Source organism: Blastococcus litoris, assembly GCF_003075095.1.
Lineage (GTDB): Bacteria > Actinomycetota > Actinomycetes > Mycobacteriales > Geodermatophilaceae > Blastococcus_B > Blastococcus_B litoris.
In genome coordinates this window covers 60,558-84,390 of record NZ_QCZF01000003.1, presented here as the reverse complement: position 1 = coordinate 84,390, position 23,833 = coordinate 60,558, and the positions used below count along the sequence as shown (strand labels likewise).

Genomic DNA, 23,833 nt, shown 5'->3' with positions numbered 1-23,833 from the left:
GCTCAGAACCCCATCGAGCGGTCGACGGCGTCGAGCACCCGGTCCAGGTCGGGCAGGTACTCCTCCTCGAGCTTCGACGGCGGGTACGGGGTGTCGTAGCCGCCGACGCGCAGCACCGGGGCCTCCAGCGAGTGGAAGCAGGTCTCGGTGACCCGGGCGGCGATCTCCGCGCCCAGCCCGAGCGTCGTCGGCGCCTCGTGCACGACGACGCAGCGGCCGGTCCGCCGCACGGACTCGAACACCGGGTCCAGGTCCAGCGGCGAGACGGTGCGCAGGTCGACGACCTCGAGCGACCGGCCCTCCTCCGCCGCGGCCTCGGCAGCCTGCAGCGCCGTCTTCACCATCGAGCCGTAGGCGAGGACGGTGACGTCGTCGCCGCCGCGCACCACGCGGGAGCGGAACAGCGGCTCGGGCGTGGCGTCGGTGTCGACCTCCGCCTTCTCCCAGTACCGGCGCTTGGGCTCGAGGAAGACGATCGGGTCCGGGTGGGCGATCGCCTGCTGGATGCCCCAGTAGGCGTCGACCGGGTTGCTGACGGCGACCACCTTGAGACCGGCCGTGTGCGCGAAGTAGGCCTCGGGGCTCTCGCTGTGGTGCTCGACCGCGCCGATGCCGCCGCCCATGGGGATGCGGATGACGATCGGCATCCGCACCGCGCCCTTGGAGCGGGCGTGGATCTTGGCGACCTGGGTGACGATCTGGTTGTAGGCAGGGAAGACGAACCCGTCGAACTGGATCTCGCAGACCGGCCGGTAGCCGCGCATGGCGAGGCCGACGGCGGTGCCGAGGATGCCGGCCTCGGCCAGCGGGGTGTCGACGACGCGGTCCTCGCCGAAGTCCTTCTGCAGTCCGTCGGTGATCCGGAAGACCCCGCCGAGCTTGCCGATGTCCTCGCCCATGAGGACGACCTTGGCGTCGTCCTCCATCGCCCGGCGCAGGCCGAGGTTGAGCGCCTTGCCGATGGTGAGGGTCTCGGTGCTCACTGGTGGCCCCCCTCGAAGCTCGCGTGGTACGCCTCGAACTCCGCTCTCTGGTCGGCCAGGTGGGGCGTCTGCTCGGCGTAGACGTGCTCGAACATCGAGCTGGGCGCCGGATCGGGCATGTCGACGGTGCCGCGGCGGATGCGCGCGGCCAGCTCGTCGCCCTCGGCCTCGACCGAGTCGAGGAAGGCGGCGTCGGCGATCCCGGTCCGCGACAGGTGGGCCTTGAGCCGTGCGATCGGGTCGCGCAGCTTCCACTCCTCCAGCTCGCTGGCCAGCCGGTAGCGGGTCGGGTCGTCGGAGGTGGTGTGCGCCCCCATCCGGTAGGTGAACGCCTCGATGAAGGTCGGGCCCTGGCCCTCGCGGGCGGCCTGCAGCGCGGAGCGGGTGACGGCCAGGACGGCGAGGACGTCGTTGCCGTCGACCCGGACGCCGGGGAAGCCGAAGCCGGCCGCGCGCTGGTACAGCGGGATCCGCGTCTGCCGCTCCAGCGGCACGCTGATGGCGTACTGGTTGTTCTGGCAGAAGAAGACGACCGGCGCGGAGAAGCTCGCGGCGAAGATCATCGCCTCGTTGACCTCGCCCTGGCTGGTCGCGCCGTCCCCCAGGAACGCCAGGACGGCGTTCTCCGAGCCGTCGCGCTGGACGCCCATGGCGTAGCCGGTGGCGTGCAGGCACTGGGCGCCGATGACGATCGTGTACAGGTTGAAGCCCCGGTCGGCCGGGTCCCACCCGCCGTTGTCGACGCCGCGGAACAGGCTCATGACCTGCAGCGGGTCGACCCCGCGCGCCCAGGCCACGCCGTGCTCGCGGTAGGTCGGGAAGGCCATGTCGCCGTCGAGCATCGCCCGGCCGGCCCCGACCTGCGCCGCCTCCTGCCCGAGCAGCGAGGCCCAGATGCCCAGCTCGCCCTGGCGCTGCAGCGCGGTGGCCTCGACGTCCCAGCGGCGGACCAGCACGAGGTCGCGGTAGAGGGCGCGCAGCTCGTCGTCGGAGATGTCGAGCGCGTAGTCGGGGTGCTCGACCCGCTCGCCCTCGGGCGTGAGCAGCTGGACCAGGTCGGGCTGCCGGGGGAGGTGCGGGGCCGACGCACCGGGGACGGGGTCGACCACCTCGGTGGTCTGGTCGAGCGCAGTCATCGAGCTCTCCTGCCGTCTCTCGCGGCTGCCGGGGTCACCGACCGGCCGCGGGGGTGGACGTCTCGTGGCGCCGGGGTGTGGCGCCACTCACACATGGTGGCACGGGGACCCGGTGCTGTGACAACACCACCCCGGACTCGATCTGCGCAAGATCCCTCGGACGGATTGCGCAGTTGGATCAGTACTAGGACGTCCACGCATGTCAGACTGGGCAGATGGCCGACGTCGACGCCACGGATGCGCGGCTGCTGCTCGCCCTCGGCGAGGACCCGCGGGCGAGCGTGATGGCGCTGTCGCAGCGCCTGGGGCTGGCCCGCAACACCGTGCAGGCCCGGCTGTCCCGGCTCGAGACGAACGGCGTCCTCGCCCCCCTCGACCGGCGGGTGCGGCCCGAGGCCCTCGGCTACCGGTTGAGCGCCTACGTCACGGTCCAGGTCGTGCAGCGGAGCCTGGCCGACGTGAGCGGCGCGCTGGCCGAGATCCCCGAGGTCGTCGAGGTGACCGGCCTGTCAGGGGTGACCGACCTGCTGGTGGAGGTGGTCGCCCGCGACGCCGACGACCTGTGGCGGATCACCGAGCAGGTGCTGGCGATCCCCGGCGTGCAGCGCACGGACACCGCCCTGGCGCTCCGGCGGTTCGTCGAGCACCGGCTGGGACCGCTGCTGGAGCGCGCGGCCGGCGAGGGCTGAGCGACCGGATCAGCGGCGGCGGCGCACCCGCACCGGCCCGCGGGCGGTCCCCACGTCGACGACCGCGCCGCCCTGGGTGACCTCGACCTCGCCGGCGGCCGCGAGCCGGCCCGCGGCGGCCCGCGCCTCGGGCATGAGCTCTCGCCAGCCCTCCGGGTCGACCGCCCGTGCGGCCTCCGACGGGCAGATCGAGGCGTCGGGACGGCGCTGGTCCAGCAGCTCCCCGATGCTGCGCTCCAGCCGCGCGCCGACGTCGTCCACCCCGCCAGCCTGCGGCCTCCCCCCGTCCGGCCGCCAGCGCGGTCCTCGAGCGGACGACAGCTAGCCCGTGCCCGCCTGGTCCCGCGCGGCCACCAGCAGGTGGACCGCGTCCTCGCCGGAGCCCACGCGCCGGCGCTCGGTGACGCCCAGCCCGGCGGATCCGAGAGCGGCCACCACGTCGTCCAGCGGCCGGATCAGGAAACCGTCGCGGGTGACCGCCATCCGGGCCATGGCCTGCGGGTCGCCGAGCCCGACGACCAGCCGCCCGCCGGGCCGGAGGACGCGGTGCACCTCGCGGAACGCGGCCTGCAGGTCGGGCACGAAGTAGATCGTGTTCAGCGTGATGGCCGCGTCCACCGAGGCGTCGGCCATGGGCAGGGCCTGGACGGGCGCGAGGTGCAGCCGCAGCCGGCCCGAGGCGACCGCGGAGCGGAAACGGCGCGAGGCAGCAGCCAGCATCGTCTCCGAGACGTCGACTCCCTGGACGCTGCCGGAGGACCGGTCGACGCCGTCCAATCGCCGGAGGAGCAGCGCCAGGCCGACCCCGCCGCCGAACCCGAGGTCGGCGAGCACTGCCCCGGGCCGCACCTCCAGGGCGTCCACGGCGGCCTGGACCGCCGGGGCGTTGCGCCGGTTGAGGATCCGGCCGACGAGGCGGCCCAGCGGCCCGCGCGGATGCCCCAGTTGCCGGGCGAGGGCGCTCGTCGCTCGGTCGCGCATGGCCATGCACGGATCGTAGGGACACGGCCGGCCACGCAGTGCCCGTCGAGCCACCGTTCCCGTCGTCCTGCGGCCGGGTAGGGCGCCGGCATGACGAGGACCCCACTGGGCGTGTCGGGCAAGGGCAAGCGCGGAATCAGCACAGCGGGGTGGCTGCTGCGCGGCGCCGCGGCCGGGGCGGCGGGCAGCACGGCGCTCAACGCCGTCACCTACCTCGACATGGCCGTCCGGGGACGCGCCGCCAGCTCCACGCCGGAGGACACGGTCGAGAAGCTCGCCGCGACCGCCCACGTCGCCATCCCGGGGGACGACCGGACCCGCGAGAACCGCACGCAGGGCCTCGGCCCGCTGATGGGGCTGGTGGCCGGGATCGGCGTGGGGGTGCTCGGCGGTGCCGCCCGCGCCTCGGGCTACCTGTCGGCCAAGCCGGTGGGCATCGCGCTGACCACCCTGGGCGTGCTGGTGGCGGCGAACGGCCCCATGACCGTCCTGGGCGTCACCGACCCGCGGACGTGGTCGCGCACCGACTGGATCAGCGACATCGTCCCGCACCTGGCGTACGGGATCGTCGTCACGAACACCATGGACGCCTTCGACCGCCCCTGAGCCGCGGCAGACTGCCCGCGTGGAGGAGATCACGACGGAGGCCCAGCTACGCGCCCTGCTCGGGGAGCCGGCCCGGGCGGCGCTGGACAAGGAGCGCGACTCGCTGCACGAGCTCGACCGGCAGTGGCTGGCGCACTCGCCGTTGTGCCTCGTCGCGACCAGCGACGCCGACGGTCGGTGCGACGTCTCCCCGAAGGGCGATCCGCCGGGCTGGGTGCTCGTGCTGGACGACCGGACGATCGCGCTCCCCGAACGGGCGGGCAACCGCCGCGCGGACGGCTTCCGCAACGTGCTGGCCAACCCGCACGTCGGCCTCGTCTTCCTGCTCCCCGGCCGTACCGACACGCTGCGGATCAACGGCCGCGCCCGGCTGGTCACCGAGGCGGGGCTGCTCGACCGCATGGTGGTGAAGGGGCACCGACCGCTCCTGGCGCTGGTGGTCGACATCGAGCAGGTGTTCCACCACTGCGGCAAGGCGTTCCTGCGCTCGCAGCTGTGGGAGCCCGGCACCTGGGACACGGAGGCGGTGCCGAGCCGGGCCCGCATCGCCCAGCGGCTCGAGCGCCCGGACGAGCCGCTGGCCCAGCTCGAGGCCTACTACGGCCCCGGCTACGCGGCCGGGCTCTACCCGCCCACCGCTGGGCCCCAGCCGCGCTCGTCCACGCCGCCCGGCACCGGCGCCTCGGGGTCGTAGGGCGTCCGCGTGAACACGAACGTGCCCAGGTCGAGGTGGTCGTCGGCGATGCGCAGGGTCTCCCCGGCGTAGTAGCCGTCGAGCCCGACCCACGTCCCGTCGTCCCTGGCCGTGAACCGGCTGGCCCGGCCGGTCCGCCCGGGCAGCGGGCCCAGGTGCAGCATCCCGCCGCCCACGGCGCGCAGCAGGATCGGCGACGGCCCCCAGAACCAGACGCCCAGCAGGTCCAGGGCGACCGGCGACGGCGCGGGCACCCAGGGCTCGACGATCCGCGGCTCGGCCGCCCGCAGGTCGGTGAGCAGCCCCGGGATCACGTTGTCGAGACCGGAGGTGGTGTTCGCCAGCGACACGGCACCCACCTGCTCCTCGCGGTCGACGAAGACGCCGGCGAGGAAGCCGGGCATGGAACCGCCGTGGCCGACCAGGGTGCGCCCGTCCACGCGCAGCACCTGCACGCCCAGCCCGTAGGCCGACCACCCCGGCGCGGAGGAGTCCACGCCGGCGGGGACGGTCATCTCCTCCAGGGTGGCCGGGTCGAGGACGTCGCCGGTGTCGCCGAGGAGGAAGGCCGCGAACCGCGCCAGGTCCGCGAGCGTCGCCCACAGCTGACCGGCGGCGGCCATGACTCCGGCGTGGTGCTCCGGCTCGGGCAGGACGACGTCGGCCCACGGGTGCACCGCCGTACCCTCCGCCGCGGGCGCCACCGGGCGGGGGGTGGTCCGCGCCATGCCCAGCGGCGCGAGCACCTCGGTGGTCACGGCGTCCTCCCAGCTGGTCCGGCGCATCCGGGCCACCAGCTCACCGAGCAGGCCGAACCCCAGGTTGGAGTAGTGGAAGCGGCGGGCGGCACCGAGCACGACGTCGTCCGCCCCCAGCCCGAGCTCGTCGAGCGAGCCGCCGGGGGTGCGCTCCCACCAGCCGCCGGGGCTCTCGGCCGAGGCGCCGGCTAGGTGCGAGAGCAGCTGGCCGATCGTGCGGTCGCCGAAGGGCGTGCCGGGGAGGTGCTGCTCGAGCGGGTCGTCGAGGCCCAGCCGCCCCTGGTCCCGCAGCCGCATGACCACGACCGCGGTGACGGTCTTGCTGATGGAGCCCAGGCGGTACTGGACGTCGGTGTGCGGCTCGGGCAGGTCCCCGCGCCCCGCCGACCAGGCCAGACCGCCGTCCCGGACGACGCCGGCGACCAGGCTCGGCGCCCGGCCCTCGCGCTGGGCGCGGGCGGTGCGCGCCAGGAGGAGGCGGGCGGTGGTCGGCAGGACGGGCTCGGGCATGTCGGCGACCGTAGCGAGCCGCCCCCGCGGGCCGCAGGTCAGGCGGCGACGGCCTCCGACCGCGGGAGCTGCCCCGCGGCGGTCGCGCGGCGCTCGAACCAGATGGTGGCCAGCGGCGGGATGGACGCCACCAGGGCCAGCAGCGTCGTGCCGGCCGACCACTTCAGCACGCGGGCGGTCAGCAGGGCGACGACCACGTAGGCCACGAAGACCCCGCCGTGGATCGGCCCGAAGATCTTCACGCCGAGCTCCGTCGTCTCGGGCACGTACTTGACGAACATGCCGATGAGCAGGCCGATCCAGGAGAGGGCCTCGGCGACGGCGACGACGCGGAACGCGGTGGCGGCGGTGCGGGGGTTCACGCCTGCGATCCTCCCCGAGCGCTCAGCCGAGGTAGGCCCGTCCGCGGGGTGAGATTTCATACCCCACCGGCAGGCTGCGGGTCAGCCCCAGCTCCTTGAGCTTGCGGACGTCGACCTTGAACGGGAGCGTGTCCCGGCCGAGCGACGCCGCGAGGTCCGGCGCCCGCACACCCGGGCGCTCGGCGATGAGCGCGAGCACCTGGCGGGTCCACGGCGTGCCGCGGGCGGCGTCCAGGCGGTCCAGCCGCCGGTCGACGGCGGCGCGGTCCTCTCCGGAGAGCTCGGCCTGCTCCCGCAGCGCCACGCGCGGGTCCGCACCGGCGTAGGAGACCTGCATCCGGTAGACCGTCGAGCCCTCCCGCCGGTCGATCAGCGTCCGCAGCTGGGCCAGCGACGCGACCCCGGCACGGTGGGCGTCCTCCTCGGTGATCGTCCCCGGGTCGACCGCCTCGACCGAGTCGACCCGGACGACCCCGGCGACGGTGCGCTGCGTGCTGCCGGGCCGCATGCGGGGCCGGTCCCACCGCCGGAACGCGAGCGTGACGGACCCGTCCGCGATCCCCGCGGCGGTGGCCGGGCTGATGAGCACCCGGGCATGGTGACAGGGTCTCCGCCGTGCGGGGACTGGCGCGACGGGAGTTCTGCCTCGTCCTGCTGCGGCGGATGGCCGACCTGCGCCCCGACCTGGTCGCCGACGCCCTCCCCCGGCTGGGCGCCACCCGGGCAGAGGCCCACGCCGCCCACACCACATGGCAGGCGCTCCAGCACGCCCCGCGAGCCCCTCGGGGGCTGACCCTGCGGACGGCGGTGCTCGGCCCGCCGGAGGAGCTGGAGGACCGCAGGTTCGGCGACCTCGACGTCCAGGTACGGCGCTGGCCGCTGCCGCTGTGGCCGCACCTCTCCTGGCAGGTGCTCACCGGCCCCGGCGGATCGGTGCTGGACGAGCACCTGGTCCGGATGCCGGGCTCGCCCGTTCCGCCGGCGTCCCCGGGCGACCTCCTGGTCTGGGAGCACGTCCTCGACGACGTGGTGGGTCTCCCGGACGCCCGCAGCGTGGACCCGGGCGTGGTCACGCGCTGGGAGGTCCACCTCCCCGGGGGTGTCCGGGCCGCCTTCGTCTGGGGTCTCCTGCAGCAGGTCAGCCGGACGCAGCGCTGACGGCGGGGGACCCGGAGAGCACCGCGCTCAGCGCGGCGGCGGCGACGAGACCGAGCGCCAGGCCGGGCCGCCCCAGCGCCAGCAGTGCCAGCCCGGCTCCCCCGAAGACGGCCACCTTCACCACGACCGCCAGGGCAGGCACGTGCACCACGGACCGGGGAGCCGCGAAGACCCCCCACAGCACGGCGGCCACCGCCGGGACACCGACGGCGAGCAGCAGGCGGACCGCCGTCGGACCGCCGGCCGACCAGCCCCACACACCCAGGGCGACGAGCGCCGCCAGCTCGGCCAGGAAGGCCACCGTCAGCCACGTCCAGTTCCAGGCCTGCGCCATGCGAGCCTCCGATGCGATCGCCGCTCCGTGCGGGAGCAGGGTTCGCGCCCCGGACCGACGCGTCAACCCGGGGGGGCCGTCCTGGGGGTGATCAGGCGGCGATGCGACGGGCGCCGCTGAAGCCGCTCATCAGCGGGGCGACCTTGACGACGTCGCCGGACGTCGGCGCGTGCACCATCTGCCCGTTGCCGATGTAGATGCCCACGTGGCTCACCGGGCTGTAGAAGAAGACCAGGTCACCGGGCTGGAGCTGGTCCCGGGAGACCGGCTGGCCCATCCGCGACTGGGCGAGGCTCGAGTGCGGCAGGTTGATGCCGGCGGCGCGGAAGGCGTAGGAGGTCAGGCCCGAGCAGTCGTAGCTGTTCGGCCCACCGGCAGCCCAGACGTAGGGCTTGCCGCGCTGCGCCATGGCGGTGTCGATGGCGATCTGGGCGGCGGCGCTGTCGGCGACGACCGGCCCTGCGGCCGGGACCTCCTCGCGGTCGTCCGACCGGCTGGCGCGCTCCTCGTGGGAGCTGGACACGACGCTCTGCTGCTCCTGCGCGCTGAGCGCGGCGAAGGCCGCGCGGTAGCCGTCGACCTCGGCCTGGAGGGCGGCCTGCTGCGCCGCGACCTGGTCGTACGTGGCCTGCGCGTCCGCGGCCGCCTGCTGCGCGGTCGCCTGCGCCTGGGCGGCGGCGACGTTGGCGGCGGCGGCGCCCTCGAGGATCTCGGTCTGGTGGCCGGCGACGAGCTGGAGGGTGGTGACCCGGTCCACGAACGCGTCGGCGGAATCGCTCGTCAGGAGTGCCTGGACCGGCCCGAGAGCCTCACCGGTGTAGGCGCTCCGGGCGAGGCCGCGGACCTGCTGCTGCGCGGCGGCCAGCTGGGCGGTGGCCTGCTCCATGGTGGCGACGGCGACCTTGGCGGCCTCCTGCTGCGCCTCGAGGGTGACGCGCGCCTCGTTGAACTGCTCGGTGATCACCTCGAGCTCGTGACCGCGGGCGGCGACCAGCTGCGCCGCCTCGGCGGACGTGGCGGGCGCGGCGTGCGCGGGCACCGCAGCGAACAGCGAGCCGGCGACGGCGAGGAGGGCGAGCGTGCCGCGGCGGGTGCGCCGGGAACGAGGGGCGGTGCGGGGGAGCGCACGGCCGAGGGGGGTCGCCATGATGCGGCGGCTCTCCGTTTCTTCGGTTCTGCCACGGTTGTCGTCGCGGTCCTCGGACCTCGTTCGGACCTCTTCGGCCCGGTTCCGACGGCGTCCGGAGGCGGTCACTGACTGCCCCGGCGGACACACAGACCGTAAGGGCCGTGACCGGCTCGTGACAATGACAAAGATGTTTTTTGTTTGGTGTTCCAGTTCACCGGGCATGTGGGACGGTCGAGCCCGATCCCAGCGGTCCCAGCCGTCACACGGCTCCCGCCGGCCTGGACGTCCCGACCGCCCCGCTCCGTTTCGGCGCCCGCCCGAGGTCGGTACCGGGGCACGGATCTGGAGAAGCCGCTCGTCCCGCGACTCCACGGGCCAGGAGGCCTCGAACCAGCAGGACGCGACGTGCGAGGAAGAGGGTCCTGAGGACGACCGACCGCCGGGTGCGCCGCACGGCCCTCGATCGGTACGGTCCGCCGGTGACGCGCAGCAGCTACGACGTGGTGGTCGTCGGCGGAGGGCACAACGGACTGGTCGCCGCCGCCTACCTCGCCCGCGCCGGCCGGTCGGTCCTCGTGCTCGAACGCCTGCCGCAGGTGGGGGGCGCCGCGGTCAGCCGTCAGGTCTTCGACGGGGTCGACGTCCGGTTGTCGGCCTACTCCTACCTGGTCAGCCTGCTGCCCGACCGGATCGTCGACGACCTCGGCCTCGACATCCGGCTGGCCGACCGGTCCGTCGCCTCCTACACCGCCGCCGTCCGCGACGGCCGGTCCACGGGCCTGCTCGTGGAACGCGACGAGGGCCCGGCGACGGCCGGCTCCTTCCAGCGCCTGACCGGCTCGGACCGCGAGTTCGCCGGGTGGCAGCGCTTCTACGGGCGGCTGGCGACCCTCGCCGAGGACCTCGCCCCCACGCTGACCGAGCCGCTGCTCGCGGCCGACGAGCTGGCCGGCCGGCTGCGGGATCCCGAGCTGTGGCACGACCTCCGCGAGCGGCCCCTGGCCGACGTGGTCGCCGACCACCTGTCCGACGACGTCGTCCGCGGGGTGGCGCTGACCGACGGGCTGATCGGGACCTTCGCCGACGTGCACGCCGGCGACGGGCTGGCCGGGCGCTGCTTCCTGTACCACCTGGTCGGCAACGGGACCGGCCGGTGGCGGGTGCCGGTGGGCGGGATGGGCGCCGTCAGCGGGGCCATGGCCGCCGCCGCCCGCCGTGCCGGCGCCGAGATCCTCACCCGGGCGACCGTCACCGCCCTGGACCCGTCGCCGGGCGGTGTCACCGTGCACTGGACGGACGACGACGGCGCTGACGGAGCCACCGACGCCGGTCACGTGGTCAGCGGCGCCGCGCCCGCCGTGCTCGCCGAGCTCACCGGCGCCGACGCCGGTCCGCGCCCCTCGGGCTCGCAGCTGAAGGTGAACATGGTCCTGGCCCGGCTGCCCCGGCTCCGCGCCGGCACCGACCCCGCGACGGCGTTCGCCGGCACCTTCCACGTGGACGAGTCCGCCGAGCAGATCGACGCCGCCCATGTCCAGGCCGCGGCCGGCCGGCTGCCGGACGTGATCCCGTTCGAGGTGTACTGCCACTCGCTGAGCGACCCCTCCGTCCTGGGGCCGGTCGAGCGGGCGACAGGCGCGCACACCCTCACCCTGTTCGGCCTGCACACCCCGGCCGAGCTCTTCCGGGCCGACCCGGTCGGCACGCGCCGCGAGGCCGTCCGGCGGGTGGTCGCCCAGCTCGACGCCCACCTCGAGGAGCCGCTGCTCGACTGCCTCGCACGCGACGCGCACGGCGAGCCGTGCCTGCAGGCGGCCTCACCGCTGGACGTGGAGGAGTCCCTGGCCATGCCCGGCGGGCACATCTTCCACGGCGACCTCGCCTGGCCCGTCGCCGCGACGCCGGACGAGGTGGGCACGTGGGGCGCGGCCACCGCGCACCCGAGGATCGTCGCGGCCTCGTCGGGCGGCACCGTCCGGGGTGGTGCGGTCAGCGGGCTCGGTGGCTACGCGGCCGCGCGCCACCTCCTGGACCCGCGCTGACCTCCCACGGCGGGCGCCTCCGCGCGGGGGCTGCCGGTGTCCTGTCGGGTGTCCGGCGCCGGCTCGTCGGCCGCGACCTGGCCCTGATCGCCGCGGGCCTGACGTTCTACGCGGGCATCGCCGTCGTCCCCGTGCTCGTCCTGGCGTTCGGGCTGACCGCCTGGCTGACCTCGGCGGAGCGGGTGACCGAGCTCGGCGACCGGCTGGCGGAGCTGCTCCCCTCCGCCGTCGGAGCCCCGGACGCCGTCGAGGAGCTGGTCGCCGCGGGCGTGGGCATGTCCCTCCTGGGTGGCCTGCTGGCGCTGCTGCCCATGTCCTTCTACGGCGAGGGCCTCCGGCGCGCCCTGCTGCGGTTCGGCGGGCGCCGCGAGGCGCTCACCGGCTGGAAGGGCCGGCTGGCCGCCGTGCCCGTCGTCCTGGTGACGCCGCTGCTGCTCTACCCGCTCCTGCTCACCGTGCCGGTCATGGCCGACCTCGCCGAGACCGGGGGCGCTGCTGCGACGGTCGGCCGGGTCGCGATCGGCTTCTACGGCGTCCTGGCCGCCCTGGCGGTGCCGCTGGCGTGGGGGTTCCGGGTCGTCGCGGGTGCGCCGATCCGGTGGCCGGCGCTGGTCACCGGAGCGCTGTTCACCGCGGCCTGCCTGTCGGGGTTCCTGCAGGGTTTCGTGCTGTTCCTGGCGCTGCCCCTGGACCTCGGGGCGCCGTTCGGCGGGCTCGACGTCGTCGGCGGGGTGGTCGCGCTGGGCCTGTGGCTCTTCCTGCTGCACCTGGTCGTGATCTGCGGCTGGCTGGCGACGCAGGCGCTGGACGAGCTGACCCGCGGTCAGCGGCCGGGGAGCGGGACGCCGTCCGGCAGGTCCTCGATCCAGCCCGGCAGGGGCATGCCCTCGAGCGGTGGCGCCGACGGCGGGGCCGAGGTGGGTGGCGGCGCCACCGGCGGCACCGCGGGTGGCGGCGGGGCGGAGGTCGAGGGCGCCGGCTCGACGTAGCCCGAGCCGTTGCTCACCAGGATCGTCACCACCTGACCCGGGACGGCCCGGCCCCCGCGCCCGGGGCTGGTGCCGACCAGCTCGCCGTCCCGCTCGTCGCTGTTCACCCGCACGGTCGTGCTCTGGAACCCGGCCGCGGCGAGCGCACGCGCGCACTGGAAGGGATCGGTGCACCCGGGCACCGGCTTGGTGTTGCCGTTCGCCACGGTCTGGTCGGCCGGCGGGAATGTGCCGCTGCCGCGCGCCTCGAGGATCGGCGCCATCGCGTCGTGCCAGACCGTCGCGCCCTTGCCACCGCCGAAGCCGCCCACGTTCTGGTTCCGCTTCGGGTTGAACACCATGACGCTGGCGGTGATCTCCGGCGTGTAGCCGACGAAGGTCACCGACACGTTGCCCTGCGCCGTCCCGGTCTTGCCGGCGATCTGGTGGCCGCGGACGTAGGCGGCCGGCGCGGTCTGACCGGGGTTCCCGGGCTCGACGTCCTTGCGCAGCATCTGGTTCAGCGTGCTGGCCACCCCGGCCGGGATGGCGTCGGGGGTGCAGTTGTCGGCGGTGACCACCGGGTCGCCGTCCTCGTCGGTGAGGGGCTCGCCCGTGCGGTCGAGGATCTGGGTGACCGGGAGGACGTCGCACTGCGTGCCGCCGGCCGCCAGGGTCGAGTAGGCGCTGGCCAGGCCGAGGGGGCTGGTGGCCTCCGGGCCGAGGGTGAACGAGCCGCGGTTCTCCTCGATGATCTGCTCCGGCAGACCGGCCGGGCCGAACTGGTAGAGGCCCATGTCCTCGGCCATGCGGACCGGCTCCTCCACGCTGCCGAGAGCGTCCTCCAGCGCGACGAAGTAGGTGTTCGACGACTGGTAGAGGGCCGTGGTGAGGTCCAGCGTGGGCCGGTAGGTGCCGGCGTTCTCCACCGTGTACGGACCGCCGTCCTGCCGGTAGACGCGGGACCGGTAGGGGCTGGGCGCGGTGAGCGTGTACTGGTTCGAGAAGCCGCGCGCGAGGGCGGCCGCGGCCACGAACACCTTGTAGGTCGACCCGGCCCCCCGGCTGGGCGCGACGTTGAGGTTGTAGGACTCCTGCGTCGGGTCGTCGACGTCGTAGCCGAAGATCCGGTTCACGCTCAGCGCCAGCAGGTGACCGGTGCCCGGCTCCACGGCGCTGAAGGTGGCGACCCGCTCGTCCTCCAGCGGCAGCGTGTTCAGCACCGCAGCGTCGCCGGAGCGCTGCAGCTCGGGGTCCAGCGTGGTCTGGATGACGTAGCCGCCGGTCTCGAGCTCCAGCTGGCTGATGCCGAGCGTCTGCGTCACGTACTTCTGCACGAAGTCGCAGACGTAGGGACCGACGGACGCCTCGACGCAGCCCCGACGGGGAGCCGGTGCCGGCGCCAGCCCCAGGGGCGCGAGGGCGGCCTCGGCCTCCTGCTCGGGCGTGATGTAGCCCTGCTCGGCCATCCGGTCCAGCACCTGGTTGCGCCGGATGGTGGCGCCCTCGGGGTTGACCAGCGGGTCGTCGTCCGACGGGCTCTGCACCAGCCCGGCCAGCAGCGCCGCCTGGGGCAGCGTGAGCGCGGAGGCGTCGACGCCGAAGTAGGCCCGAGCGGCCGGCTGCACGCCGTAGGCGTTCTGCCCGAAGTAGACGATGTTGAGGTATCGGGTGAGCAGCTCGTCCTTGCTGTACCGGTCCTCCAGGTCGAGGGCCAGCCGGGCCTCGCGCAGCTTGCGGCCGACGCTCTCCTCGGTGGCCGCGTCGCGGGCGGTCGGGTCGTCGGTCGACTGGAGCAGCGTCTGCTTCACCAGCTGCTGGGTGAGCGTCGAGCCGCCCTCCATCACCTCGCCCGCCGCGATGTTCCGCACGAGCGCGCGCAGGGTGCCCTGGACGTCGAGGCCGCCGTGCTCGAAGAAGCGGGCGTCTTCGATGGCGACCATCGCGTGCTTCATGACGTCGGCGATGCCGTCGCTGGGGACCGGGTCCCGGTTCTCCCGGTAGAACGAGGTGATCAGCTCGCCGTTCGCGGCCAGCACCGTCGTGTTGCCGGCCGGCGGCAGATCGGTCAGCTCCTCCGGCGGATCACCGAGCAGGCTGGTCGACTGCTGGGCCGCGAGCGCCGGGCCACCGATCCACGGCATGAGCAGACCGGCCAGCAGAGCTCCGGCGAGGACGATGCTGAGCAGCAGGACGCACAGCGTGGCGAACGTGCCCCTGCGCTGCTCCATGGCCCTCCTCCCTCGAACGCGGGGACCACCGAAACAGAGAACGGCCGGTCCCACAATCCTCCGCGCCGTCCGTGGCCTGCCCGTGACGGAACGCGACGGTCGGTTGGGAAGACCGAGGTCAGAGGGTCGCGTGCGCCGTGAGGGGCTCCGGGAGGTCGTCCCGGTGGAGGACGACCAGGGTGCTGACGGCTCGCGTCAGGACGACGTAGAGGCGGTGCAGCCCCCGCGGCTCGGCGGCCACGATCGCCGCGGGGTCGACCACCACGACGGCGTCGAACTCGAGCCCCTTGGCCAGCGTGGCGGGCACGACGGCGACGCGCGCCGCCTCCTCGCCGTCGTCGGTCAGGACCTCCGCCGGCAGGCCGGCTGCGGTGAGGGCGGCGGCCACCTCGGCCACCGCGGCGTCGGCGCAGACCACCCCGATCGAGCCCGGGACGCCGGCCAGCTCCCCCACCACGTCCACGAGCGGCCCCGCCAGGGCGCCGACCGGCCGCACCCGGAGGGATCCCGGCTCGCTGCGGACCGCCGTCGCCGCCGGGAGCCCGGGCGCGATGAGCGGCAGCAGCCGGTTCGCGAAGTCGAGCACCTCGCCCGGCACCCGGTAGCCGCGGGTGAGCGGGCGGACGACGGTGCCCGGCCGCCCCAGCCCGGCGAGGGTCTCCGCCCAGTCCGAGGGCGACCAGGGGCTGGTCGCCTGCGCCAGGTCGCCGAGCACGGTGAGGGAGCCGGCGGCCAGCCGGCGGGCCACCGCGCGGCACTGCATGGGCGAGAGGTCCTGCGCCTCGTCCACCACCACGTGGCCGTAGCCCGGGGTGCGCTCGAGGAGACCGGCGAGCTCGTCGGCGAGGACCGCGTCGGCCGCCGTCCAGGGGGCGCTCCGGACCGACCGGGGCGGGACGGTCCACCGCAGGAGCGCCTGCTCGTCGTCGTCGAGCAGGCCGCGAGCGGCACGCGCCAGCCGGTCGGCGTCGCTCCAGAGCTCGCAGAGCAGCCCCGCCGCATCGCGGGCGGGCCAGACCTCGTCGCAGAAGGCGCGGACCTCGGCGCTCCGTGCGGCGCGGCGGGTCTCGGCGTCGCCCGGGCTGCCGCCGGCCTCCTCCTTCTGCCGCCGCGCGTCCTCGGCGAGCAGCATCATCAGCCGCTCGCGGCCGGCCGCGTAGTGCAGCAGCTGCTGGTCGTCGTCGGCGCGGGCGCGACGGCGCAGGTCGTCGACGTAGCGTTTCAGCCGCTCGACCGGCACCCGGTACCGGCGCCCGTCGAGCGGCACCTGCACCGAGTCGGCCGGCTTGCGGATCTCGCCCCACAGCGCGCGCCGCAGCAGCTCGGCCATGCGGACGTCGCCCTTGAGCACGGCCACCTCGGGGCGGTCGACGGCGCGGACCGTCACCCGGGCGGTGAGGTCGGCGACGGTGGTCTGCTCGACCTCGACCTCGCCGAGGGTCGGCAGCACCTGCTCGATGTAGCGCAGGAACGCCCGGTTGGGTCCGACCACGAGGACGCCGGTCCGCGCCAGCTGGCCGCCGTGCGTGTAGAGCAGGTAGGCCGCGCGGTGCAGCCCCACCGCGGTCTTGCCCGTACCGGGGGCGCCCTGGACGCAGATCGACTCGGCGAGCGGGGCGCGGACGATGTCGTCCTGGTCGGGCTGGATGGTGGCGACGATGTCGCGCATCGGGCCGCTGCGGGGCCGCTCGATCTCCTGGCGGAGGAAGTCGCCGCGCGCCTCCCCCTCGGCGAGGTGCTCGTCCTCGTAGCCGGTCAGCTCTCCGCCGGAGAACCCGAAGCGGCGGCGACGTTCCAGACCCTGCCGGTCGGCGACGGTGGCCTGGTAGAACGGCCGGCTCATCGGCGCCCGCCAGTCGATGACGACGGGGTCGCCGGCGGCGTCGCGCACGTGCCGGCGGCCGATGTGGAAGGTCTCGGTCGCGGAGTCGGTGCGGCCGAAGAAGGGCGGGACGCCGGGGTCGGCGGCCAGCGTGCGCAGGCGCTCGGCGCGGGCGGCACCCAGCCGCTCGGAGGCCCAGGCGTCGACACCGGCGTCGACGACGGCGGAGGCGGCGGCCCGCATCTCGGTGAGGCACTCGGCGGCGCGCGCGAGGTGGGCGCGCTCGGCGGTCAGGACGGGATCGGCGGTCCCGGGTTCAGGCACGGTCGCAGGACGTTACGCCGAGCCCGCCACCCCGTCGACCAGCTTTCCGCACCGACAGGTGGATCACCGGTCCCCGGGTTCGACGATGTGCACGCGGACGGCGCGGAACTGCCCGGGCGTCGCGACCAGCACCGCCTTGGTCGGCTCCCCCACCTCCACGGCCGGCTCCCGCCGGAGCCCCGCCAGGGGTGCCAGGCGCGGGTCGGCGAGCACCTCGTCCACCAGACCGCGGTCACCGCCGGTGAACAGCGCCTCGGTGGTGCCGGCGTGCGGCAGCAGGACCCGCACGGCGGTCTCGACCGCGTGCGCGACGACGGCGTCGGTCTGGTGGCCCCGCCGGCGCGCGAACCGCTGCTGCGACCACCCGCCGGCCGCCGTCCGGCCCTGCACCTGCCGGGCATCGACCTTCGAGGCGACCAGCTCCTCCCCGTCGAACACTCCCACCGCCCAACGGCCGCGCCGGACCAGCAGGACCGCGGCCCGGTGCGGCTGCCGCGCGGCCGCGGTGAACGTGCCGAGCAGCGGCGGCTGCGGCGCCCAGCCGAACGGTGCGGTGAGGACGACGGTGGTCGTGTCGGCGCAGGTGACGTGCAGGGAGGCGTCGACCGGCCGCACCTCGGTGAAGGCGCCGTGCCGTTGCGCCACGCCGTCGAGCCACCGGCCGAGCCGTTCCGGCGGGACGCCGAGGAGGCGACCGCCCCCGGCGGCGGGACGGGCTCGGGTCACGCCGCGAGGTCGCCGATCCCCGGCGCGACGACGGGCAGCCCGGCCTCGACCCAGGCCTCGAAGCCACCCACGACGTCGACGGTCCGGTGGAGGCCGAGGGTGCGCAGGGTGTCGGCCACCAGGCTGGAGCTGTACCCCTGGTTGCAGAGCACGACGACCTCGACGTCGTAGCCGCTCACCTGCGGGATCCGGTCCGGGCTCGCCGGGTCCAGACGCCACTCGAGCACGTTGCGGTCGACGAGGACGGCGCCGGGCACGTCGCCGTCCCGGCTGCGCTGCTCCCAGGGCCTGGTGTCGACCAGCAGGGCGCCGGCGGCCAGGCGGGCCGCCGCCTCCTCCGGGGTCACGCGGCCGATCCGGCCGCGCACCTGGGCGAGCAGCTCGTCGATGGAGCGGGCCATCAGCGGACGAGGGCCGGGGTGGACGCGTGCTCGGCCGGGATGTGCAGCAGCTTCTGGCATGCGGCGACCACGACGGCGGCGCTCGCGGCGGCGACGGTGGCGACCAGGAAGGACGCGTTCGCGCCCCAGACGTCGACGATCTTGCCGGCGACCGACGCCCCGACGGCGACCCCCAGTCCCAGCGCCGTGCCGATCCAGGTGAAGGCCTCGGTCACCGCCGACCGGGGGACGAGCAGCTCGGCCAGGGTGAAGGAGCTGATCAGGGACGGCGAGACGGCGATGCCGGCGAGCACCACGAACGGCAGCATCAGCCACACGTCGGTGACCAGCATCAGCGGGATGCTCAGCACGGTCAGGAGGACCAGGACGCCGGCCAGGCGCAACCGCAGCGGCAGCCGCCAGTGCACCGTCCCCCACCCGATCCCGCTGGCCATGGACCCGACCGCGAGCCCGGCGATGAGGACGCCGGACAGCGACTTCGCGTCCTCCTGGTCGGCGAAGGCCACCAGCGCGATCTCCAGGCAGCCGAGGATCGCGCCGACGGCGGCTCCCACGACGAACAGCACGCGCAGGCCCTTGGTCCGGATGGCCGAGGGGCCCTGCCGCGCCGCGTGGCCGTGCGGCGGCGGTTCGGTGCGCCCCTGGGCGGCGAACAGCAGGCTGCCGACGGTCGCCAGGGTGAACGCGGTGACCACGCCGCTGGTCGCATGCCCCGTCGTCGACAGGAACGTGACCAGCACCGGGCCGACGATGAAGACGAACTCGTCGACGACGGACTCCATCGCCAGCGCCGTCGGCAGGCGGTGGCTGCCGCGGAGCAGGTGCGTCCACCGCACGCGGATCATGGAGGAGACCGGCGGGATGCAGGCGCCGGCGACCCCGGCGGAGACGAAGACCGTCCACAGCGGCCAGTCGTCCTTCACCGCGGCGAGGAAGCAGACGCCCGAGACGACGAAGACGGCGAGGACCGGGAGCAGGACCCGCCGCTGCCCGTGGGTGTCGGCCCACCGACCGAGCAGCGGACCTGCTGCGGCGGTCGTGACGGCGCCGGCCGCGGCGACCGCCCCGCCGAGGCCGTAGGACCCCGTCTCGTCGGCCACCAGGAGGACGCAGCCCAGGCCCACCATCGACAGGGGCAGCCGGCCGACGAACGCGGCGAGCACCATCGGCAGCGCGTGCGGGGTGCGCAGCACCTGCAGGTAGGGATTCGCCACGAGCGGGGGAGCCTCCGTCACACGTAGTGGGGCATCGCCACGCTACCGACCCCGGACCCGCCCGTCTCGTCGGGACGGCACCACGACGCCCCGTGATGATCAGGTCTCCTGATCATCACGGGTCCTGGCTCACGGTCGACGGTGAGCCAGGACCCAGAACGATCAGGTCTCCTGATCGTCCTGGGAGGCGGGACGAGAAAGGGCCCGGACCGCCACGCTGCGGTCCGGGCCCTGGTCTCGTCGGTTCAGGCGAGCCGGCTCTTGAGGATCTCCAGCTCGTCCCACATCGTGCTGGGGAGCTTGTCGCCGAACTTCTCGAACCACTCGGTGATCTGCGGGATCTCCTCGCGCCACTCCTCGGGCTTGACGGCGAGGGCCTTCTCGACCTGCTCCGGCGTCATGTCCAGGCCCGAGACGTCGAGCGAGTCGACGGTGGGCACGTGGCCGACCGGGGTCTCGACCGCGGCCGCGGTGCCCTCGAGGCGCTCGACGACCCACTTGAGGACGCGGCTGTTCTCGCCGAAGCCCGGCCACAGGAAGCCGCCGTCCTCGTCGCGGCGGAACCAGTTCACGTAGAAGATCCGCGGCAGCTTGGTCGAGTCGGCCTGCTTGCCGGTGTTCACCCAGTGGGCGAAGTAGTCACCGGCGTTGTAGCCGATGAAGGGCAGCATCGCGAACGGGTCGCGGCGGACGACGCCGACGGCGCCGGTGGCCGCGGCCGTCGTCTCCGAGGAGAGCGTCGCGCCCATGAACACGCCGTGGTTCCAGTCGCGGGCCTCGCTGACCAGCGGGATCGTGGTCTTGCGGCGGCCGCCGAACAGGATGGCCGAGATCGGCACGCCCTTCGGGTCCTCGTACTCCGGCGCCAGGATCGGGCACTGGGTGATCGGGGTGCAGAACCGGCTGTTCGGGTGGCTGGACAGCTCGTCGCTGTCCGGCGTCCAGTCCCGGCCCTTCCAGTCGGTGAGGTGCGCGGGCGGCTCCTCGGTCATCCCCTCCCACCAGATGTCCCCGTCGTCGGTCAGGGCGACGTTGGTGAACACCGAGTTGCCCTTGTCGATGGTGCGCATCGCGTTGGGGTTGGTGTCCCAGCCGGTGCCCGGCGCGACGCCGAACAGGCCGTACTCGGGGTTGAGGGCGTAGAGCCGGCCGTCCTCGCCGAAGCGCATCCAGGCGATGTCGTCGCCGAGCGTCTCGACCTTCCAGCCCGGGATGGTCGGCTCGAGCATGGCCAGGTTCGTCTTGCCGCAGGCGCTCGGGAAGGCGGCGGCCACGTAGTAGGTCTTCTGCTGCGGGCTGGTCAGCTTGAGGATCAGCATGTGCTCGGCGAGCCAGCCCTCGTCGCGCGCCATCACCGAGGCGATGCGCAGCGAGTAGCACTTCTTCCCGAGCAGCGCGTTGCCGCCGTAGCCCGAGCCGTAGGACCAGATGGCCCGCTCCTCGGGGAAGTGGACGATGTACTTGGTGTCGCTGCACGGCCACGGCACGTCCTGCTGGCCCGGCTCGAGCGGGGCGCCGAGGGAGTGCATGGCCGGCACGAAGGGCCGGTCCTCGCCCATGGCGTCGAGGACGTACTGGCCGATGCGGGCCATGACCCGCATCGAGACGACGACGTACTCGGAGTCGGTGAGCTCGACGCCGAACATCGGGTTCTCGGCCTCGACGGGGCCCATGCAGAACGGGATCACGTACATCGTGCGGCCACGCATGGAGCCGCGGTACAGCTCCGTCATGACCGACTTCATCTCGGCCGGGTCCATCCAGTTGTTGGTGGGACCGGCGTCGGCCTCGTCGACCGAGCAGATGTAGGTGCGGTCCTCGACCCGGGCGACGTCGCTGGGGTCGGAGGCGCACCAGAACGAGTTGGGCTTCTTCTCCAGGCGGGTGAAGGTGCCGGCGTCGACCAGCTTCTGGGTGAGCCGCTCCCACTCCTCGTCGCTGCCGTCGACCCAGACCACCTGGTCGGGGGTCGTCAGCTCGGCCATCTCCCGGACCCATGCCAGGAGGCGGGCATGCGTGGTGGGTGCGTTGTCGAGACCGGGGGTGGCCACTGAAGTCACGGCGTCTCCATCCTCTGGGTAGCCGGGCGGGGTCCGGCACCGGCGCTGGTGCTTGTGCTCTGTCTGCGGGCCCCGGCATCGGTGCTGGGTGCAACGATCGGGATCAGGAGAGGTTACCGACGTTCTAGACGTCTGTAACCGTGAGAGATGTTACGTCTAGGACGTCTGCTCTTCAGGTCGGAAGACCCTGGTGGAGGCATGGAAGAGCCCGACGATCATCGGTGTTCGCATCGGCCGTGAGCACCCCCCATCTCTTCACGCCCCTGACCCTGCGCGGCGTCACGCTGCCCAACCGGCTCGTCGTCGCCCCCATGTGCCAGTACTCCGTCACCGACGGCGTCGTCGGGGACTACCACCTGGCTCACCTGGGCCGGTTCGCGCTGGGCGGGTTCGGGCTGGTCGTCGTGGAGGCGACCGGGGTGACGCCCGAGGGCCGCATCAGCCACGGCGACACCGGCCTGTGGTCCGACGAGCAGGTCCCCGGCATGGCGCGGGTCGTCGACTTCCTGCACGCGCACGGGTCGAAGGCCGGCATCCAGCTGGCCCACGCCGGCGCCAAGGCCTCCAGCAAGCGACCCTGGGACGGCGAGGGCCCGGTCACGGCGGAGAACGCCCGCCCGGGCGAGGAGCCGTGGCAGACCGTGTCGGCCAGCCCCGTGCCGGTGGCGCCGGGCTGGCCCACCCCGCACGCGCTCACCGTGGAGGAGCTGGCCGGGGTGCGCGAGGCGTTCGTCGCCGCCACGCGCCGCTCGCTGGACGCCGGCTTCGACGTCGTCGAGGTGCACGCCGCTCACGGGTACCTGCTCAACCAGTTCCTCTCCCCGCTCACCAACCGGCGGGACGACGAGTACGGCGGGTCGCGGGAGGCCCGCATGGGCTTCCCGCTGGAGGTCGTCGAGGCCGTCCGGGCCGTCTGGCCGCAGGACCGCCCCCTGTTCGTGCGCGTCTCGTCGGTCGACGGGTCGAAGGACGGCGTGACGGTGGAGGACACCGTCGCCTTCGCGCGGGAGCTCCGGGCGCGCGGCGTCGACGCGATCGACACCTCCGGGGGCGGTCTCGGCGGCGGCTGGCAGCACCCGATCGGCTACGGCTACCAGGTGCCGCACGCCGCGCGCATCCGCGCCGAGGCCGGCATCCCCACCATGGCGGTCGGGCTGATCGTCGACGCGCGCCAGGCCGAGGCGGTCCTCGAGCAGGGCTTCGCCGACCTGGTCGCCGTCGCGCGCGAGGCGCAGGACGACCCGAACTTCGCGGCGCGCGCCGCACGCGAGCTCACCGGCAGCCACGACGTCTACCCGGTCCAGGCCGGCCCCCGGCTGGCCTCGCGGGACCGACTGCTGGGCCGGCTCGGCCCGTGGACGGGCCCGGACCCGGTGCAGGTGACGCAGCCCGTCTGACCGGGAGGCGCCACAGGCCGCCGGGACGGCGCCCAGGGGCCTACGGTGCGGCGGCATGCCGCAGCAATCGGCTCTCGTGCGCGCCTCGGCGCTCCAGCTCACCGCCGGCCTCGCCGGCCAGGTCGTCGCGCTCCGGCGCCGGCATCCCTACGACACCCCGGTGATGCGCGGCCGGCCGGAGCACGTGGCTCGCGACTCGTGGTTCCTCGGGACGGCGCTGAGCGCGCCGGTGGTAATGCTCGCCCCGCAGGCGTGGGCGACCGCCCGCCTCGCCGGGGGCACCGCGGAGCCGGCCCGGCGGGTGCTGCGCGGGCTGGGCAGCGTGATGATCGCCGGATACCTCATGGAGCGGCTCTGCCGGCGGCGCCTGACGCCGGGCGGGTTCGAACCGGTGGAGACGCCGATCGTCGTCGCCGGGCTCGGCGGCGCGATCGCCATGGCGCTGGCGGCCCGGCCTCAGCCGCGGCCGTAGAGGGGGCCCACCTCCGCGTAGAAGCCGTCCCACCCGCCCGGCCCCGGACCTCCGGCCACCACCGCGTCGAGCTTGTCCAGGTACCAGTGCCAGCCCATCGCGTAGTCGACGACGTCCGCGTCGGCCGGGAAGACCTGCACGAAGCTCAGCCAGGTGCGCCCGCCCTCGGAACGGAGGTCGAGGTCGACCCGCCAGGTCATGCCTTCCTGCTGCTCGGCCCACTGGACGACCAGCCGGCGCGGCGGGTCGCACTCGAGGATCGTCATCGGCTCCCCGGTGTGCTCGCCCTCCTCGTGCGTCATGACGAAGGTGCCGGTGCCGCCGGTACCGCGGGCGCCGTCGTAGCGGCCGATCCAGCGCGCCAGGCGCTCGGGCTCGGTGAGCGCCGACCAGACGTCCTCGATCGGGTCGGGCCAGGACCGGCGGAACTCCAGCCGCTGCCGCCCGTCGTCCAGGTGGGTGACCGTTCCGCGGCGGGTCTCCAGGTCCTCGGTCATGCGCCGTCTCCTGTCCGTCGTGCCCGCCGTCCGCGGGCGATCTCGGTGTCCAGTGCGTCCAGCCGCCGGGCCCAGAGGTCGCGGTAGGGCTCCAGCCAGTCGTCGAGCTCCCGCAGGGGGCGCGGGTCGAGCGCGTAGAGCCGCCGCTTGCCCTCGGCGCGCGCGGTGACCAGGCCCGCCTCGCGCAGCACGCGGAGGTGCCGGCTGACCGCGGGCCTGCTCACCGGGAAGCGCTCCGCCAGCTCACCGGCCGCGACCTCCCCGTGGGCGAGCAGGGCGACCAGTTCCCGCCGCACGGGGTCGGCGAGGGCCGCGAGCGCCTCCACGGCACATGCGTAA

General features: G+C 74.4%; 24 protein-coding genes and 1 pseudogene. 8 read left to right on the top strand and 17 right to left on the bottom strand.

Features of this window, described 5'->3' with window-relative positions; genetic code table 11:
- Positions 1-2: 2 nt before the first annotated feature.
- The gene (locus DCS98_RS07475; protein WP_116450764.1) at positions 3-983 is read right to left on the bottom strand and encodes an alpha-ketoacid dehydrogenase subunit beta; all 981 of its coding nucleotides are present in this window, start codon (positions 981-983) and stop codon (positions 3-5) included.
- Positions 980-2,119 carry a pyruvate dehydrogenase (acetyl-transferring) E1 component subunit alpha gene (gene pdhA / locus DCS98_RS07470; protein ID WP_116450763.1) on the bottom strand — a complete coding sequence of 380 codons (1,140 nt, stop codon included), beginning with the start codon at positions 2,117-2,119 and terminating at the stop codon, positions 980-982. Before pdhA ends, DCS98_RS07475 begins: the two co-directional genes overlap by 4 nt.
- A 215-nt stretch (positions 2,120-2,334) precedes the next feature.
- Between pdhA and DCS98_RS07465 the strand changes: the two genes are divergently transcribed.
- Positions 2,335-2,808, top strand: coding sequence for an Lrp/AsnC family transcriptional regulator (locus DCS98_RS07465; protein WP_116450762.1), 474 nt, complete (start codon positions 2,335-2,337; stop codon positions 2,806-2,808).
- A 9-nt stretch (positions 2,809-2,817) separates the two neighbouring features.
- Here DCS98_RS07465 and DCS98_RS07460 read toward each other — a convergent pair whose 3' ends face one another.
- Both DCS98_RS07460 and DCS98_RS07455 read right to left on the bottom strand, forming a co-directional pair.
- On the bottom strand, positions 2,818-3,069 hold the full coding sequence (locus DCS98_RS07460) for a DUF3253 domain-containing protein (protein ID WP_116450761.1): 252 nt from the start codon (positions 3,067-3,069) through the stop codon (positions 2,818-2,820).
- 60 nt (positions 3,070-3,129) lie between these two features.
- Positions 3,130-3,795: a class I SAM-dependent methyltransferase gene (locus DCS98_RS07455; protein ID WP_116450760.1), complete on the bottom strand. Its 666-nt coding sequence runs from the start codon at positions 3,793-3,795 to the stop codon at positions 3,130-3,132.
- Between the two features lie 84 nt (positions 3,796-3,879).
- Between DCS98_RS07455 and DCS98_RS07450 the strand changes: the two genes are divergently transcribed.
- Together DCS98_RS07450 and DCS98_RS07445 are read left to right on the top strand one after the other, a co-directional pair.
- Entirely contained in the window at positions 3,880-4,395 is a 516-nt protein-coding gene (locus DCS98_RS07450; RefSeq protein ID WP_206340148.1) for a hypothetical protein, read from the top strand.
- Positions 4,396-4,414: 19 nt separating this feature from the next.
- Positions 4,415-5,089, top strand: coding sequence for a pyridoxamine 5'-phosphate oxidase family protein (locus DCS98_RS07445; RefSeq protein ID WP_116450759.1), 675 nt, complete (start codon positions 4,415-4,417; stop codon positions 5,087-5,089).
- Here the strand turns inward: DCS98_RS07445 and DCS98_RS07440 are convergent.
- Genes DCS98_RS07440 through DCS98_RS07430 form a run of 3 tightly spaced genes read right to left on the bottom strand, consistent with a single transcriptional unit; the run spans position 5,020 to position 7,308 of the window.
- Positions 5,020-6,357, bottom strand: a complete 1,338-nt coding sequence (locus tag DCS98_RS07440; RefSeq protein WP_116450758.1) for a serine hydrolase domain-containing protein — start codon at positions 6,355-6,357, stop codon at positions 5,020-5,022. The two genes, DCS98_RS07445 and DCS98_RS07440, sit on opposite strands and share 70 nt — an antisense overlap.
- Positions 6,358-6,395: 38 nt before the next feature.
- Complete coding sequence (locus DCS98_RS07435; protein WP_241037334.1) at positions 6,396-6,719, bottom strand: DUF3817 domain-containing protein; 324 nt, start codon at positions 6,717-6,719, stop codon at positions 6,396-6,398.
- A 22-nt stretch (positions 6,720-6,741) separates the two neighbouring features.
- A complete protein-coding gene (locus DCS98_RS07430) occupies positions 6,742-7,308 on the bottom strand; it encodes an ASCH domain-containing protein (RefSeq protein ID WP_206340147.1) in 567 nt (188 codons plus the stop codon).
- Positions 7,309-7,334: 26 nt separating this feature from the next.
- On the opposite strand from DCS98_RS07430, the gene DCS98_RS07425 reads away from it, so the two are divergent.
- The gene (locus DCS98_RS07425; protein ID WP_116450756.1) at positions 7,335-7,877 is read left to right on the top strand and encodes a hypothetical protein; all 543 of its coding nucleotides are present in this window, start codon (positions 7,335-7,337) and stop codon (positions 7,875-7,877) included.
- Here the strand turns inward: DCS98_RS07425 and DCS98_RS07420 are convergent.
- Together DCS98_RS07420 and DCS98_RS07415 are read right to left on the bottom strand one after the other, a co-directional pair.
- Positions 7,858-8,211 carry a DUF2568 domain-containing protein gene (locus DCS98_RS07420; RefSeq protein WP_116450755.1) on the bottom strand — a complete coding sequence of 118 codons (354 nt, stop codon included), beginning with the start codon at positions 8,209-8,211 and terminating at the stop codon, positions 7,858-7,860. The two genes, DCS98_RS07425 and DCS98_RS07420, sit on opposite strands and share 20 nt — an antisense overlap.
- Positions 8,212-8,302: 91 nt before the next feature.
- Positions 8,303-9,358 carry a C40 family peptidase gene (locus DCS98_RS07415; protein ID WP_116450754.1) on the bottom strand — a complete coding sequence of 352 codons (1,056 nt, stop codon included), beginning with the start codon at positions 9,356-9,358 and terminating at the stop codon, positions 8,303-8,305.
- Positions 9,359-9,819: 461 nt separating this feature from the next.
- On the opposite strand from DCS98_RS07415, the gene DCS98_RS07410 reads away from it, so the two are divergent.
- Positions 9,820-11,382: a phytoene desaturase family protein gene (locus DCS98_RS07410; protein ID WP_116451107.1), complete on the top strand. Its 1,563-nt coding sequence runs from the start codon at positions 9,820-9,822 to the stop codon at positions 11,380-11,382.
- A pseudogene (locus DCS98_RS07405) lies at positions 11,379-12,179 on the top strand (YhjD/YihY/BrkB family envelope integrity protein); the annotation flags it as partial. The gene DCS98_RS07410 and the pseudogene DCS98_RS07405, both read left to right, overlap by 4 nt.
- A gap of 26 nt (positions 12,180-12,205) precedes the next feature.
- Here the strand turns inward: DCS98_RS07405 and DCS98_RS07400 are convergent.
- The 6 genes from DCS98_RS07400 to DCS98_RS07375 form a co-directional block, all read right to left on the bottom strand.
- Positions 12,206-14,581 carry a transglycosylase domain-containing protein gene (locus DCS98_RS07400; RefSeq protein ID WP_116450753.1) on the bottom strand — a complete coding sequence of 792 codons (2,376 nt, stop codon included), beginning with the start codon at positions 14,579-14,581 and terminating at the stop codon, positions 12,206-12,208.
- 118 nt (positions 14,582-14,699) lie between these two features.
- The gene (locus tag DCS98_RS07395; protein ID WP_116450752.1) at positions 14,700-16,727 is read right to left on the bottom strand and encodes a HelD family protein; all 2,028 of its coding nucleotides are present in this window, start codon (positions 16,725-16,727) and stop codon (positions 14,700-14,702) included.
- A 63-nt stretch (positions 16,728-16,790) separates the two neighbouring features.
- The gene (locus DCS98_RS07390) at positions 16,791-17,453 is read right to left on the bottom strand and encodes an acVLRF1 family peptidyl-tRNA hydrolase (RefSeq protein ID WP_116450751.1); all 663 of its coding nucleotides are present in this window, start codon (positions 17,451-17,453) and stop codon (positions 16,791-16,793) included.
- Entirely contained in the window at positions 17,450-17,854 is a 405-nt protein-coding gene (locus DCS98_RS07385) for a rhodanese-like domain-containing protein (RefSeq protein WP_116450750.1), read from the bottom strand. Before DCS98_RS07385 ends, DCS98_RS07390 begins: the two co-directional genes overlap by 4 nt.
- Positions 17,854-19,068: an MFS transporter gene (locus DCS98_RS07380; protein WP_116450749.1), complete on the bottom strand. Its 1,215-nt coding sequence runs from the start codon at positions 19,066-19,068 to the stop codon at positions 17,854-17,856. The genes DCS98_RS07385 and DCS98_RS07380 overlap by 1 nt, the downstream gene beginning before the upstream one ends.
- Positions 19,069-19,313: 245 nt before the next feature.
- Positions 19,314-21,128 (bottom strand): phosphoenolpyruvate carboxykinase (GTP), encoded by a 1,815-nt coding sequence (locus DCS98_RS07375; protein ID WP_116450748.1) that lies wholly within the window; start codon positions 21,126-21,128, stop codon positions 19,314-19,316.
- A gap of 236 nt (positions 21,129-21,364) precedes the next feature.
- Here DCS98_RS07375 and DCS98_RS07370 point away from each other — a divergent pair, with 236 nt between their 5' ends.
- Both DCS98_RS07370 and DCS98_RS07365 read left to right on the top strand, forming a co-directional pair.
- The gene (locus DCS98_RS07370; protein ID WP_116451105.1) at positions 21,365-22,525 is read left to right on the top strand and encodes an NADH:flavin oxidoreductase/NADH oxidase; all 1,161 of its coding nucleotides are present in this window, start codon (positions 21,365-21,367) and stop codon (positions 22,523-22,525) included.
- 55 nt (positions 22,526-22,580) lie between these two features.
- Positions 22,581-22,997 (top strand): hypothetical protein, encoded by a 417-nt coding sequence (locus tag DCS98_RS07365; RefSeq protein WP_116450747.1) that lies wholly within the window; start codon positions 22,581-22,583, stop codon positions 22,995-22,997.
- Here the strand turns inward: DCS98_RS07365 and DCS98_RS07360 are convergent.
- Positions 22,982-23,494: an SRPBCC domain-containing protein gene (locus DCS98_RS07360; protein WP_116450746.1), complete on the bottom strand. Its 513-nt coding sequence runs from the start codon at positions 23,492-23,494 to the stop codon at positions 22,982-22,984. The genes DCS98_RS07365 and DCS98_RS07360 overlap by 16 nt on opposite strands.
- Positions 23,491-23,820, bottom strand: a complete 330-nt coding sequence (locus DCS98_RS07355; protein WP_206340146.1) for a metalloregulator ArsR/SmtB family transcription factor — start codon at positions 23,818-23,820, stop codon at positions 23,491-23,493. Before DCS98_RS07355 ends, DCS98_RS07360 begins: the two co-directional genes overlap by 4 nt.
- Positions 23,821-23,833: the final 13 nt, after the last annotated feature.

Coding starts and splice junctions, on each gene's coding strand:
- pdhA (WP_116450763.1), bottom strand. CDS start 2,119: ATGACTGCGCTCGACCAGACCACCGAGGTGGTCGACCCCGTCCCCGGT.
- DCS98_RS07465 (WP_116450762.1), top strand. CDS start 2,335: ATGGCCGACGTCGACGCCACGGATGCGCGGCTGCTGCTCGCCCTCGGC.
- DCS98_RS07455 (WP_116450760.1), bottom strand. CDS start 3,795: ATGGCCATGCGCGACCGAGCGACGAGCGCCCTCGCCCGGCAACTGGGG.
- DCS98_RS07450 (WP_206340148.1), top strand. CDS start 3,880: ATGACGAGGACCCCACTGGGCGTGTCGGGCAAGGGCAAGCGCGGAATC.
- DCS98_RS07440 (WP_116450758.1), bottom strand. CDS start 6,357: ATGCCCGAGCCCGTCCTGCCGACCACCGCCCGCCTCCTCCTGGCGCGC.
- DCS98_RS07420 (WP_116450755.1), bottom strand. CDS start 8,211: ATGGCGCAGGCCTGGAACTGGACGTGGCTGACGGTGGCCTTCCTGGCC.
- DCS98_RS07415 (WP_116450754.1), bottom strand. CDS start 9,358: ATGGCGACCCCCCTCGGCCGTGCGCTCCCCCGCACCGCCCCTCGTTCC.
- DCS98_RS07400 (WP_116450753.1), bottom strand. CDS start 14,581: ATGGAGCAGCGCAGGGGCACGTTCGCCACGCTGTGCGTCCTGCTGCTC.
- DCS98_RS07385 (WP_116450750.1), bottom strand. CDS start 17,854: ATGGCCCGCTCCATCGACGAGCTGCTCGCCCAGGTGCGCGGCCGGATC.
- DCS98_RS07365 (WP_116450747.1), top strand. CDS start 22,581: ATGCCGCAGCAATCGGCTCTCGTGCGCGCCTCGGCGCTCCAGCTCACC.
- DCS98_RS07360 (WP_116450746.1), bottom strand. CDS start 23,494: ATGACCGAGGACCTGGAGACCCGCCGCGGAACGGTCACCCACCTGGAC.